Origin of the sequence: Bacillus sp. RCC_6_1, from assembly GCF_041360755.1 — a bacterium.
GTDB classification, from domain to species: domain Bacteria; phylum Bacillota; class Bacilli; order Bacillales; family Bacillaceae_G; genus Bacillus_A; species Bacillus_A cereus.
Genome location: NZ_JBFUPV010000029.1, coordinates 1 through 14,391 on the forward strand (window position 1 = coordinate 1; position 14,391 = coordinate 14,391).

Consider the following 14,391-nt stretch of genomic DNA (forward strand, 5'->3'; position numbering starts at 1 on the left):
TCTTCTTCGTCTTCCTCGTCTTCCTCGTCTTCTTCGTCTTCTTCGTCTTCTTCGTCTTCTTCGTCTTCTTCGTCTTCTTCCTCTTCTTCGTCTTCTTCGTCTTCTTCGCCTTCGTCTTTTTCGTCCTCTTCTTCGTCTGTAAAAGTAATTTCTGTTTCATCAACATATTGAATTTCAACCTCTACACCATTATGCATGCCTGATTGTATTACTTCAGCTAGAGATTTTAGAACTTCTTGTAAATCATCACCAGGATTAACACTAAAGCCATTCTCAACATCTAGTTTTATTTTTGCTCTTTTCACATCAGCCATTTACCTAACTCCTTTCATATAGATTTATATATACTATGTTGAAAGAGTATAAAAAGATTAATATATTTGCGGAAGTTTCATTAATCGTTCTCCTTAGCGTTATTTACCAATTTTGATACCCATGGACCTTTTAATGGATGATCAGGAGTAATAATAGTGACTTTTATTTTTGGCTTTTCTATTTGCGTTAAAACGATCTCATTTAATTCCTCACTTTGTTCTTCCAGCTCTATTACATCTTGAATCTCTTTATCTTGTACGTCATCAATCATTGTAGTTTTTGGTGGTAACTTCTCTTCTAAATCTAGCAATCCGATTTTGGGCAACTCCTCTAATTCCACTTCCTTAATAATCGCTAAATTCTCTAGCACCGAAGATTCATTTAGTACAATATTTTTTTGCTGCTCATACTCTGACAATTCCCATCCCATTGGCCCAGGTGGAGAAAATACAAATTTCTCTAAATCTAAAATAGGGATTACTATCTCTTCTTGTTCTGAACTCATTTTATTTCCCCCCACTATTGCTCTTGATTTCATGATAAATATCAGAAAAATTCCGTAAAAATTCTTCCTTAGAATCTTCAAGTGCAATAATATTTTGCAATGCCCAAATATACTTTTCGTCAGACCACGAACGCTTTTGTCCTAAATAGTATTTATGTGCAATTGAACAGAATAAGTGAGGAAACGATAAATCAGTCCAAAGAACACGAAATTGTTTTTCTGAAAAGGAATTTTCCGAATTATATGCACTCAACATATGAATAGCTAAATTAGTATCCCAAACTGACATTTTTTTCATTACTTTATTTAAAATAATACGTAGGTCCCTCACTGGTAAATCACTTGTAATAGAATGTAGCTCTTTCATAAACATAGCATCATCTATTTCTGTAAACCTCGCTAAGGTAAAATCTTGCTGACAAAAACTATTAGATGCAATAACTTCTTTTGTCCATTGGTCATAATATGGATCATTTAGTTCTTGTAATGCTTTCTTTCCACGTGCTAACATCTTATCAACATACTCTAAAAACATAGTTGAAAATACATCATCTGGAAAGGAAAGTGCAATTCTTTTGTTTCCTTCTAACTCTTGTAATTTCCATCTATACAATTTATGCCATTTTCCTAATCTACTCCGAATTTTACTTTCTTTCATCGGAATATATCCTTCCGATGCTTGATGGAATTTACCTGCATATATTAGTACCTTCTCTAATTGTTCTTTATTATAATAAATGACTTCTTTCCCTTGATGCTTATCATATAGTACATACGCATACTCATTAGATCCAATACAAAAGCCCCCTCTTTTTGTTTTATGAATTTTTGTAATTGGCAATCCATTTTGAAGGAGATGTAAATGTGCTCCAGCAATAAATAGCATCCTTTTGGGGTGCATTTGTGCTTGTTTTAATATTTTTAATCCTTCTTCTGTTTCAACTTCCCACATTGTTCTCCCACTTCTGCTTGATTGTAAAAAAATATTACTTATTTCAAATGGATAAAAGCTAAGGACCTTTTTTAAATGTTCACTCTCTAATCCAGTTGTTTCTTCCACCTTTAATCATCCCCTTCTTAAAATTTATAAGATTTCCCCATACACTTTCATTAAATCCTTAGCAACTCGGTTCCAATTAAATTCTTTTTCAACCTTACTACGTCCATATTTCCCTAACTGTTTTCTTTTATTTTCGTTATTTAAAAGATTAATTATCTTTTCTGCATATGCATCAGGGTTTTCAAAGTCATTGACAATATATCCATTTTTTCCTTCTTCAATTACTTCAGGATTACCACCTCGGTTACTCGTAATTATTGGTAAACCTGCTGCCATTGCTTCATAATGCACCCTAGCAAGGGGCTCTTGCCACTGTGAAGAGCAAACAAAAATATCTGACATAGCATAAAGTGTTGAAATATCCTTTGGCTTAACAAATTTAATAAAGACTACATGTTCTGGAAACATAGCGCCTAAGGTATATAAGTGTTTTACATAATTATTTACATTGTTATCTCCAAACCATTTTGAACCAATAAAAACCATTACAATGTCTGGATTTTCCTCAATTATTTTAGGAAGAGCTTGTAGCAAAATATGAGGACCTTTTACTTTACTCAAGCGTCCAACAAATAAAACTATTTTTTTATTTTGTAAATCCAACTGTTTTTGCACATGACTTTTAACTTTTGTTCCATTCACTGTCCACGAAGGATAGTACTCATTTACATCTACACCAGAATATACTGTTCTCGTCTTTGCTTTTGCAGCTTGAAAGCGCGAGGTAATTGTTCTTCCTATATAATCACTAACTGTTACAATTTTTGAAACAGCTGCAATACATGCTTCTCCCTCTTCATCACTTATCTTTTCATATGCAAACATTTCATTATGCACACTTAACACAAATTTCGTCTGTGGTGCTGCCTCACTTAAAATTGTAATCCAATTTGGACGATTGCATAAATGAACTACATCATATTTTTCCTGTTTCAAATGTTTAATAACATAATGGAGATATTCCTCTTCTGGAAACCGTATATACCTTACGCCTTTGTCTTTTTCTTCTGGTTTCAAATTTGGATCTGTTATAGAAATAACTGTCACATTTTTTCCATTTGAAGCAATAATGGAAGCAACAGAATCTATATAAATTTGAATAGCTCCACCTCGTACAGCTGGTACAGGTAGCTTTTCAGTCGAAATTATGGCTATTTTCATTAAAACGCCTCCCTGTTTCATAAAAATACAACCTTCTTCATATGTTACGAAAAAAACTTTGTGTTTGTGATTTATCGACCATTTTTTCATCCTTTATTATGAAAATTAGTCAATAGTACTTTTTCTCCTTAAAGGCAAATGGCTAGAACAAAAATGGTCATGTACCATACAGTAATAAGAGAGCATAAAAGGATGGTGATATATGTGGAGAATAACAATGAAGAAGCGGTGTATACATTATCGCCCGAAGAGGAACAAAAACTAGTAGAATTGGCAGCGACAATGATCCAGCATTGGGATATTCAAGCAACTACAATCGAATTAATACAAGGTGGACAACTGGCCTTAGTATGGAAAATTCAAACTGCAGATGGACCTTTTTGCTTAAAGAGAATTCATCGCCCCGAAAAAAAAGCTCTATTTTCCATTCACGCTCAAGATTATCTAGCCAACAAAGGCATGCGTGTTCCAAGCATAATTCCAAGCAAATTGAATCAGTTGTATACAAAGCACGGTCCATTTTTATTTGTTGTTTATGATTGGATTGAGGGAAGACCATTTGAGCTTACAATGCAAGAAGATCTTGAAATGATTATGAAAGGGTTAGCAGATTTCCATGTAGCCTCTATTGGCTATAAGCCCCCACCAGGAATACCTATATTTACCAAACTAGGACGTTGGCCCAATCATTACATTAAAAGATTTCAACAGATGGAGATTTGGAAAACTTTATCTGCAACTATGCCAGATGATCCATTTTCACAGCTATACTTGGCCGAAATTGATACGTTTATTTTAGAAGCAAAACAAACGCACCAAAGACTATTGGAATCTGAATATACTAAATGGACTGATGAATTACAAACATCCCCAAATTTATGTCATCAAGATTATGGAACAGGAAATTCCTTATTAGACCCAAGTAATCAAATTTGGGTAATTGATTTAGATACGGTTTCTTACGATTTACCTATTCGAGACTTGCGTAAAATGATTATTCCTCTATTAGATACAACTGGTGTTTGGAATGAAAACCAATTTAAAATTATGATTAACGCATATGAGTCAGTTTCTCCTTTAACAGCTGAGCAGAAGAAAATTATGTTTATTGATATGTTATTTCCATACGAATTGTATGATGTAATTCGCGAAAGATATGTTAGAAAGTCGCCTTTACTTGCTGATGAACTTGCTGGGGCTATGGAATATGAAAGGATTAAGTCAAAAGCTTTAAATATATTAATAGAGGAACTTTAATACGCAATACTAAGAGTTCTAGTGTAAAAATTACCATTATTATTAATAAAGAAAATAGTTTTGTTGCATGCATCATTTTATAGTGACATAGAACTTATAAAGACGGTTCTGGTGCAAAAAGAAAATGAAGCGCATAGATTCCTAACGTTGTTCTTAACTCTTTCGGAAGAACAATCCACCCTAATTCATCTATTCTTCGTTTAACACCTGTTGACTTCATGTTAATATTTTTAGTTACTACTCACATATGAACAAGCGGATTAAATGATGTTTTTCCGGTATCATCTGCATGCAATACTACAATTAAGCCTTTGTGTAACACATGGAACCAAATCACGCTATAAAGCATTAGCGGACATTAAAAACGGCGAAAATGACTAAAATTATATAGATTTTTGGGTACACAAATGATTTTTGACCGCACGCTTCTCGTTTTTTGATTTCAGAATGTCCTATAAGTATCATTAGCGGACATCATAACACTCAAAATCGGTCTTTTATATCCACTAATATATGAAATGAATATTCGCTAATACTTAATGTAAGTTTTGGTTCCGTTGCTACACAGACAACTATATCCTATCTAATGACTGTGGTTGCAATATCAAACACTAAAATCAAAACATCTTTTTATATCATTTTAAGGATTTTATTTCCTCGTATTCCCTCATTCTCTTGTAAAATGTCGCTTTCTTCATGCCAGCCTTGTCCATGTATTCAACAGCGTTGATCTTTCCTACCTTCCATTCCTTGCTATCCTCTTGCATGTACCAAACATTAGAATTGAAATCTTTGAGATTACTGTTTCCTTAACTACAAAGAAAACGCTAAACTTCATATATACTTCTGAGGATGTTATGTAATACTAATTGGTTTTTATGATAATTATTCGTAAGTGGATAATTCACTACGCGCCTCGCCTATTGTATCCCTAGCAATTCTTAACGCTTTTAAACATTTTCCTAATTTCGCTAAATCTGTTTGGCTCGCAGCATTTCCATAGGTTGTCTTAACAAATTGCAAGTTATCCATCGCCTTTAATCAATAGTTAGAGGATATATATCTATGCCCTCTTATTGCTGATTGGTGTTAGAATTGCTGCTCCCACAAGCAGAATATCTGAAAAACACTCGTAGGGGTAGCACCACACCGCTATCAAGCTAAAAAAATACAACTACCCCAGAACAAGATTTTTTGCTAATTTTTAATAAAAAAGCTCATTTTTTCGTTTTAGGGCTGATTTGTTTTCTTAAGTTGATGGATGTGTGGCGAGCCCCCATGCCCATCAAGTTAACAAATTTAAATATACCCAAAACAAAAAATTATACATTTTCACCTGGAGATGCTAATTTTATCGTTTTGGGGTACTATAAAGTTTTAGTTTTATAACAATGTGGCGATATCTTTAACTAAAATCAAGTTTTATAAGGCACTTTTAATCAACCTTTATTCCAAAACTATAAATAATTTAATCACCATGGATACTAATGTCGGACCTTAGGTTAGAAAATAACTGGTAGTTTTGCAAGGGAACGAATTTTACTATGGTTATAAATCAATTGATCCGCTTCGATTGCTAGGCGAAGATTAGGTAGCCGCTTTAACAAAGTGCCTAATGCAATTTGTCCTTCTAAACGCGCCAACGGAGCTCCTAAACAGTGATGTATACCAGCCCCAAAGGCTAAATGGTTATTCTCCTCCCGTGAAATATTCAATTCCTCTGGATAAGGAAATATGTTTGGATCAATATTTGCAGCAGTCAGGGAGAGTAGAACTAATTCGCCTTTACGAATCCTATTTCCATGTATTGTCACATCTTCACTAGCAAAACGGCTACTAAACATAATTGGGCCAGCATAGCGTAATAGTTCGTCGACAGCGGAAGGCAGCAGAGAAGGATTTTGCCCTAGTAAATTCATTTGTTCAGGATGTTGAAGTAACGCTAGTACGCCATTACTAATTAGATTAACTGTCGTTTCATGTCCAGCGATAATGAGCAGCCAAATTGTCGAAAGAAGCTCGTTCTTACTCAACTTGTCTTCTTGTTCTTTTGCTTGAACTAGCGCGCTTATTAAATCATCACTAGGATTTAGGCGTTTTTCGTTAAACAATACTTCAATATAATTAATAAACTTTTCAAGTGTTGCTGTCACTGCAGTCCCTTGACCAGGATCCACTGAGGCGTTCATCAGTTCTTGTGTCCATGCGCGAAACTGATTTCGATCATTGGTGGGAATCCCAAGCATCTCTGAAATGACTATAATGGGTAGTGGGTAAGCAAAGTCTGCAATAATTTCCATCTTTCCTTGTTCCTGTACAACATCCAACAATTCGTCGGCAATTTGCTGAATACGAGGACGAAGGTCCTCAATCATACGTGGTGTGAAGGATTTAGAGACTAGCCGACGTAGGCGAGTATGATCAGGGGGATCTACCGTAAGCATATTCGGCATATTCATAAGCCATTCAAATAGTTTACTCACTGCTGTATTCTCCTCAATAGGATTCTGCTTATCACGAGGCGGTGTGAATTTTCGTAAATCTTTGATAAAACGGGAATCTTTCAAAATTGCAACCACATCATCATAGTGAAATGCAACCCATGCCCCTCCCATGCCATAAAAGTCATCAATGCGAAAGAAACGCTCTTGTTGCTCCATGAGGTTTTTATAGAACATAATGGGATTACGCATAGTTTCCGGCGAGTTCAAATCGTTAAAAGTTAGTTTTTTCATTAGTTTCCTCCTTATCAGTATAACTATTGAATGCTTTAACATTAACCCTAATCTTTACCGTACTATTCTATGACCGCTCATGTTACAAAAATGATATATCTAATTCATAGAACGATTCTGTTGCAATGTTTCTCAAGAAATTAATATAGATAAGGAAATATGACTAAATATTATGCAGGTATTAGGAATCAACATATCGTTAACAAGCAAAGATTTTGAAGTAACTCCATAAAAAAGTTCTGGAAGTCAAAACTCTACTATTTAAAATATTTACATTCTCCCTTATTATAGCAACGTTAGTACTAATCCAAGTTGACAGACATGTGACTTGACTCCTATGATAAAACTCAATTTGGTGAACAAGTATGATTTCGGATACATATCGGATGGATATTACATAACCTTGTGGATACATGGTTTTGGGGTATAACATAAATTACGGAAACTGCAAGTAAATTCTCACCCTTAGTATGCGAATTTACTCGGTATTTTTATATAAAGTGCCATTAAAATAATGTCAGCATAAGAACCATCTTTGAACCTAATTTGGTTTATTTGCCTACCTTCTTCTCTAAATCCTAGCCTCTTGTATAAATTTATAGCCCGTTCATTGTTTGAAAATACATCCAGACATATCTTTTCTAATCCTTCTTGTTCTTTTGCCCATTCAATAAAATGGGATAGTAATTTTGTTCCAATACCCGCATTACCAAATTCTGGTTTGATCCCCATTCCAAATGAACCGGCATGGTGTAAACGTATATAGGAATATCTAGAAAAAGATAAAAAACCGATGACTTGATCATTAAATTCTACTACTAATGTTAATCCTCCATTTTCTTGTCCTGTTTGTATCTTTTTTTGATAATCTTCTGCCTTTTCTTGCGGCTCTTCAGGTGATCGAAGAAAAAAGTTTGTAGTTTCAACAATCTTTTGTTTTATCACAACTATTTCTCTTGCATCTTCTACTGTCGCTCTACGTATGTTCATCGTATATTTTCTCCCCCTTTATTTCCCCTAAATAATAGCAAGTACTTAAACTAATTTAAAGAATTAATTTCCAAAAGACTTAAATTAACCTTAATAAAGGATAGTACCCCCATTGCCATCAACTTAAGAAATTGGTAGCTCCCCAAAACGAAGAAAATGAGTTGACTTCTCATAAATCACGGTAAAACAATAATTTTTTTGTTTTGGGGGCACTTCAAAATTTTAGCTTGGTGGGTATGTGACGAGCCCCCTAAAAGTAATAATCGTTACTTTGCTCTAATAAAAAGTCATATAAAAAAGAAACGAAGTCAATTTGACTTCGTTTCTTTTTTTACTAATTCTTTTTTTCTAGAATACGTTCAACCTCATCAACACTTAACTTGCTTGCTTTAGCAATTGTTTCAATTGGTACACCTAGTTCATGCATACCGTTAATTATTTGTATTTTCCCTTGCTGAATCCCTTCTTTTTTTCCTTCATTACGAGCATGAGCAAACTTTGCAGCTTCATCCATCAACGCTTTCTCCCTTACTTCATACGCTTGTCGGAAAGAAGAATCTTGACTCATACGTTCCCATTTGTTCATAGATTTTTGTAAAATCGGGTCTTGGTTCATCGCAATATCCCCCAATGTCTGGGTTAATCGTTCATCTTCATTCGCTGGAAGTAGTAACAACCAGCGAACAAACGAATCTTCCCAAGGATTTACTTGTTCATTACGCCACTGTTGCATTAATTTTGGAATTTCCACTATATGAATTTCAATATCATCACTTAACTTCTTTTGTTGCTGTTGATTCCATAGGATTCCTATTGTATGAAATGCTTCATATTCTGGAAACATCACAAAGTTTAATAAATTAATCGTAATGGTTTTATGAAGAGAACTATATGGCATTCCCTTTTGTAATTTGGATGTATATAGCCTTCCCCAGTACTATAAACTTCTCTTAATCATGTCATGATTGTTATTCAACTGTATTTCTACATTTACCTTTGTTCCTGTATCTAATGTAGCGGAAATATCTAAAATCGATAATTTATCCTCTTCGTATTCTCGGTGCAAGTGTGGATCTTCTAATTGTAACGAAACAATGGGCGATTCCAAAGAATCCTGTAATATAGCATTTAAAAAAGCAATGAGAATATCCTCATTTCCACTTGTACCAAATAATTGTTAAAAAGCAAAATCAATGCGTAAATTCACTAATTGTTGGTTGGACATGGGTTTTCCTCTTCCCATCTCATATGATGTTTTTCTTTCATTGTACATAAAAGAGTGATTCATATACAAATGAGCTCTTATATCTGTGGACATAAGAGCTTATTTGCTACCATACATAATTAACAGATTAGTTGGCTGTCATAGAAATTGAAAGATTGCCTACTGTAAGGAAACTCACATTTAGTATACAAAATACGAACAAAAATGCCAATACACAAATGTATTCAAGACAGTATATGACATTTGAAAAGTTGCTTCTAGATTTCTTTAAGAGCGTTTTTCATGAAACTTTACTTTTTACTTGTTTACGGGCTATCTTATGATAACGCCCATGCTTTACTACCTGTCTAGCATCAATTAACTCCTCTTCCATCATATCTGAAACCTCTACAACAATGGTATTCGGTGAACTACCCGCCACTTAACGCCCTAACGGACTGTTTGAAGTGGGGGCTTCTCGGTTAGTCGTTACTTTTGGTAGCTAACGAATTCGTCCTAAGACAGCCGAGCTAACTCCCTTGTTCCAAGGGTTATTTTATTGCTATCTATGCTAACGCCAATAGGCGTATTGCTTCATTTTTGATATTGATAGCTGCGTTATAATCTCTATCGAGATTTACACCGCATATACAAGAATAGACTCGCTCAGACAATGACATATTTTTCACATTTCCACAACTGCTACATGTTTTTGTGGAAGGAAACCATTTGTCTATTTTCACAAGTTGTTTGCCTTGTTCATGTAGTTTATAAGCTAAAAAAGAAGTGAACATACCCCACCCATTGTCAGCGACACTTTTTCCAAAATGAAGTGCTTGCGACATTCCTTTCATATTTAGATCTTCAATAGCTACAACATCAAAATGAGTAGCTAACTCTTTAGACTTATGATGAAGGAAGTTCTTACGTTGATTCGTTACTTTTTCATGTAACTTAGCTACACGGATACGTTGTTTATTCCAACGAATAGAACCTTTTGTACGTCTTGATAATACTCGTTGCGCCTTTGCTAATCGGTCTAACATTTCACGATAGAACTTAGGATAATTGGCTCTCTCATCCTCAGAACTGACGTATAATTGTTCCATCGCAAAGTCTAATCCAACAACTGTTTCTACTTCTTTTTGTACGATCTCTTTTTCGTATTCAGTCAAAATGGACACATAGTATTTACCAGTAGGTGTCATAGAAATCGTACATGACTTGATTATATGGTCTTGTGGTATTTCTCTATGCTGTTTGATACGTACCATTTTCAGTTTTGGCAATTTGATATGACCGTTAAGCAACATAATATTTCCGTTCACTACATTCGTTGTATAAGACTTTCTGTCTTTTTTGCTTTTGAATGTTGGGAAGTCATTTTGACCACGAAAGAAATTTTTATAGGCAGTTTGCAAGTTTAGTTGAGCATTTGCCAAAGCTAATGAATCCACTTCTTTTAACCACTCAAATTCTGCTTTGTATTTCGCAGGAGTGGGAAGCTTTTGTTTCTTTAGTTGATCCTTATCATCTTTATGTTTTTCATACGCTTCTTTCCGTTCAGCTAACATTCTGTTATACACGAAACGTACACAACCGAAAGTTTTACGCATAAGATGTGCTTGGTCTTCTGTTGGATACAAACGGAATTTATATGCTTTATTCTGCTTTGTCATATCATTTCACCTCACTTTTCACTTTGATTTTCAATATATGTTTTTACTACGTCTATTGGCGAACCACCAGTAGTTAGCAAGCAAAAACTTCTTGACCAAAACATCTCTTTCCAAAGTTTCTTTTTCACTTGTGGAAAATCTCTTTTAATAAGTCGAGAACTTGCACTTTTATAAGCATTGATGAATTTTGTCATTTCTGTATTAGGGTGTGCCTTGAACAAAATATGAACGTGGTCTACATCATGATTCCATTCAACTAACGTGATGTTATAGTTTTCAGATAGTCGAACAAACATATCTTTTGCATAGTCTGACATATCATCATCAAACACATTTCTTCTGTATTTCACGACCAACACAAGGTGATAATATAACAAGAATACTGAATGGTTATTACTATCTAATTTCATTTATATACCAGCCCTTATAATTTATAAGACTGATTATATCAGAGGCAAAATAAAAAGGAAAACCTTTTGGCTACGCCAAAACGAAATTCATCTGCCACCTACCGTTGGGCTACGCCCTTCACACGCTTGAGGAAGGAGAATTCTTTCCGGAAATTCGTTAAAACTCTTATCACATATCCAGTTAATTGCAAGGAAGGATTCTTACGATAAGAAAATTGAACGCAATCACCAATTTTTACTTTTGCTGTATGTTTCATATAATAACCTCCTAAATTATAATTAATCATTCAGTAGATTTTTATGTTTTGTTTCTTCATACTGCTTAGCAAGTTTGTAAAACGAAGAACGTTTGATACCATATTTCTTCATGACTCCTACTGCTGTAATGCCACCAGACTTCCATTCTTTATAGGCTTCAATAAATTCGGCTGTAATTTCTACTGGAGGACGTCCTAACCGCTTACCTTGCCTTTTAGCTAGAGCAATACCCTCCACTTGTCGCTGTTTAATATCATGCCGTTCTTTTTCTGCAAAAGCAGATAAAATGGTAAGAGTTGCTTTCTGAATAGCACTTTGAATAACATCATTTGTACTCTTACCTGTGTAATTTACATTAATGAATGGTTCTTTTATAAATTGTAAATTAATCTTATGCTTTTCATAGTATCTGAATTCCTCTAGGACATCATTCATGCTCCTTCCTAGTCTAGTTAAAGAATCAAATACAATGGTATCACCTGTACGAGCAAGACGTTTTAACATTTGATAATTTTCGCGTTGAATATTTCTATCAGATTGTTTATCGATAAAAATATCTCGATCTTCTATCCCTAAATCTTTCATATTTCGAATTTGTCGTTCTTCATTTTGATCTTTACTGGAAACTCGTACATATCCAAATGTTCATAGAATATACAGACATCTGTAAAATTTTAAACTAACGTTTATAGACACACAAAATACTTCCCACATCTTCGAACACATATTAATAAAAACCCATTGATCTCATGTACACATACTGAGATTAATGGGTTTTATCAGTTTAACATTCTATATGTTTTGTAAAACTCATTTATTAAATAAAAAAATCCCTTCACGATTTGTGAAGGGGTCAGTATACATTGAAAGGGTACTTCCATTTTAATATGTAAAAGAAAAAACTCGTATTGATAAAATTAACCTTTTTGTTTTTTGCCGTTTTTAATTTACTATAAAGAAACTGTAAGGATTAAATTCATCCTATATAGAGTTTTTGTGTTTCTCATTAGACATGTATATTTGATAAATCATAATTTTTTATGCAATATTGCATAAAAAATACCTGTCGCTCCTGCTATAATTTTGAATGTAAACTGTTGCATCCAACATTTTATAATCTTCTATATTCATTAATATAGAGACCCTAATTGTAGGAAAAAGGAAAGAATATTGGTGGTTCTTCCCTTTTTCCTTATTTTTTATCTCTCTAATGATTCATTCTATAGTCTAAAATATTTTTATTAATGAAACCTGTTAAAATACAAAATTTTAGTTAGCAAACTAGAAATAAAAACTTCATTATTATTTCTGCTATATTTCAAGGGCTTTTTTCTAATACAATAAGAAAAACAAAAAGAACTTGTAGAAATCACTACAAATTCTTTTTGTTTTAAAGCGAATACACGGGACACATAAATTATCTCATTATTCATAACGGGGAAACCATATTGATTACGGCTTGATTTCATTATATAACAAATATTAACATCCAGAGTTTTAATATTTGAAAATTATGTGAATTTATAATTAAAAATCCACCCTTCCTCTAAAAAATTTATCGTTACAAGTTTTCTTAAGGTTTTTTCTTCATGAGAAGTAATTAACTTTTAAACTCTTTCTAATATTCAAAACCACTATTTGTAATCCAATCCATATTTTATTGATACCAATCTAGTTACAGGTATGCTACAATCCATTTGAAATATTGCTTTTTGGAATGCAATTGCTATTATAATCGCAATTTATTTTCTACAAACTGATTGAGTGTCAGCCCAAATTGCGGTTCTATTCCGCAGTCCTTAACAAATTGTTAAGGACTTTTTTATCATTTTCAGACAGAAGACTCCTTCCTCAAAAATGTGAAGGTGTGAAACACCAATTTTAGGTGGAGATGAACGTCGATTGTCATATAAAAGAATCCATGATAGTGCTTTTTCTAAATGAATATTTTACTCTTTAACGACTGGTATTTATCATCGTAAGAAATCCAGTAACTTCATCAAAAAAATGCTCCTAGATTGATCTAGGAGCATTTTTTTGAAACATTATTTTTTATTTGCCTTTGATTCACTTTATTATAGTAACCGTGTTTTACTACTTGCCTAACATCATCTACTTCAAATCCCATTATCTCTGTAATATCTACAACAATTGTATTCTGTAGAACACTGACTACATATCCGGTTAATTCTAAATTAGGATTTTTACGATATAAAAATTGAACATAATCCCCAATTGTTACTTCTGTTTTATGCTCCATTTGGTACCCCCTGAATCATCCTTAATTATTCGTTAGGTTTCCCTTTTTTTACTTCTTTATACTGCTTAGCAAGTCTATAAAATGTAGAATATTTAATAACCTATTTCTCCATTGCTTCTACATTAATTGTATTGAAAATTTTTAGTTAGCAAATTAGAGATAGATACTTCATTATCATTTCTGCTATATTTAAAAATTTTTACTCTAAATACAATGAGGGGTATCACCAGCATTTTGGAAAATAACCACGCTAAGAGTATGCAAGATATTATACAGTTTTTCTACTAATTCACGAACAAAAGAGGACCCTAAAACCTTGTCAGGATAGTAATGTATAGAAAAATGCATAGACCCATAGCACAAAAAAGGGGGTTCCCTTGTGAGAGTAGGGTTCCTCCTTTACTATTGCTACTGATAATAGGACGTTATGTTAACCTCACATGAATAGAATATACATCTTAAAAACAGAAAAAGACTACCTTTTTGAAGTGCACCCCAATTGTTAGACACATAATTAACAATTGGAGGTGCATTTTTTATGGCTAAATTTTCTTCAA

Annotated in this window: 11 protein-coding genes and 5 pseudogenes; 1 reads left to right on the forward strand and 15 read right to left on the reverse strand. The window is 33.5% G+C overall.

The genetic code is table 11. The features are described 5' to 3' along the window. From AB6801_RS30990 to AB6801_RS31005, 4 genes and pseudogenes are all read right to left on the reverse strand, one after another. Positions 1–314, reverse strand: a pseudogene (locus tag AB6801_RS30990) (AAA family ATPase); the annotation flags it as partial. 80 nt (positions 315–394) lie between these two features. After that, a complete protein-coding gene (locus tag AB6801_RS30995; protein WP_000093658.1) occupies positions 395–820 on the reverse strand; it encodes a hypothetical protein in 426 nt (141 codons plus the stop codon). Between the two features lies 1 nt (position 821). Beyond that, complete coding sequence (gene cotS, locus AB6801_RS31000; protein WP_000393190.1) at positions 822–1,880, reverse strand: spore coat putative kinase CotS; 1,059 nt, start codon at positions 1,878–1,880, stop codon at positions 822–824. A gap of 24 nt (positions 1,881–1,904) precedes the next feature. Next, complete coding sequence (locus AB6801_RS31005) at positions 1,905–3,041, reverse strand: glycosyltransferase family 4 protein (RefSeq protein ID WP_001988301.1); 1,137 nt, start codon at positions 3,039–3,041, stop codon at positions 1,905–1,907. 153 nt (positions 3,042–3,194) lie between these two features. Between AB6801_RS31005 and AB6801_RS31010 the strand changes: the two genes are divergently transcribed. Continuing rightward, positions 3,195–4,298 (forward strand): spore coat kinase CotI, encoded by a 1,104-nt coding sequence (locus AB6801_RS31010; RefSeq protein ID WP_044585215.1) that lies wholly within the window; start codon positions 3,195–3,197, stop codon positions 4,296–4,298. 136 nt (positions 4,299–4,434) lie between these two features. Here AB6801_RS31010 and AB6801_RS31015 read toward each other — a convergent pair. From AB6801_RS31015 to AB6801_RS31065, 11 genes and pseudogenes are all read right to left on the reverse strand, one after another. Next, a pseudogene (locus AB6801_RS31015) lies at positions 4,435–4,518 on the reverse strand (sporulation protein); the annotation flags it as partial. A 665-nt stretch (positions 4,519–5,183) separates the two neighbouring features. Next, the gene (locus AB6801_RS31020) at positions 5,184–5,321 is read right to left on the reverse strand and encodes a hypothetical protein (protein ID WP_165851690.1); all 138 of its coding nucleotides are present in this window, start codon (positions 5,319–5,321) and stop codon (positions 5,184–5,186) included. Between the two features lie 479 nt (positions 5,322–5,800). Next, complete coding sequence (locus tag AB6801_RS31025; RefSeq protein ID WP_044585214.1) at positions 5,801–7,033, reverse strand: cytochrome P450 family protein; 1,233 nt, start codon at positions 7,031–7,033, stop codon at positions 5,801–5,803. A 465-nt stretch (positions 7,034–7,498) separates the two neighbouring features. After that, complete coding sequence (locus AB6801_RS31030; protein ID WP_098294965.1) at positions 7,499–8,023, reverse strand: GNAT family N-acetyltransferase; 525 nt, start codon at positions 8,021–8,023, stop codon at positions 7,499–7,501. A 334-nt stretch (positions 8,024–8,357) separates the two neighbouring features. Then, positions 8,358–9,248: pseudogene (locus tag AB6801_RS31035) on the reverse strand (Rpn family recombination-promoting nuclease/putative transposase). 280 nt (positions 9,249–9,528) lie between these two features. After that, a complete protein-coding gene (locus AB6801_RS31040; RefSeq protein WP_001988281.1) occupies positions 9,529–9,669 on the reverse strand; it encodes a hypothetical protein in 141 nt (46 codons plus the stop codon). A 124-nt stretch (positions 9,670–9,793) separates the two neighbouring features. Continuing rightward, entirely contained in the window at positions 9,794–10,906 is a 1,113-nt protein-coding gene (locus AB6801_RS31045) for an RNA-guided endonuclease TnpB family protein (RefSeq protein ID WP_000166224.1), read from the reverse strand. A gap of 11 nt (positions 10,907–10,917) precedes the next feature. Next, entirely contained in the window at positions 10,918–11,316 is a 399-nt protein-coding gene (gene tnpA, locus AB6801_RS31050; RefSeq protein WP_000762752.1) for an IS200/IS605-like element ISBth16 family transposase, read from the reverse strand. Between the two features lie 152 nt (positions 11,317–11,468). Continuing rightward, a pseudogene (locus tag AB6801_RS31055) lies at positions 11,469–11,573 on the reverse strand (DUF2187 domain-containing protein); the annotation flags it as partial. Between the two features lie 22 nt (positions 11,574–11,595). Beyond that, positions 11,596–12,216: pseudogene (locus tag AB6801_RS31060) on the reverse strand (recombinase family protein); the annotation flags it as partial. Positions 12,217–13,597: 1,381 nt separating this feature from the next. Next, complete coding sequence (locus tag AB6801_RS31065) at positions 13,598–13,834, reverse strand: DUF2187 family protein (RefSeq protein ID WP_000400417.1); 237 nt, start codon at positions 13,832–13,834, stop codon at positions 13,598–13,600. Between the last annotated feature and the right edge of the window lie 557 nt (positions 13,835–14,391).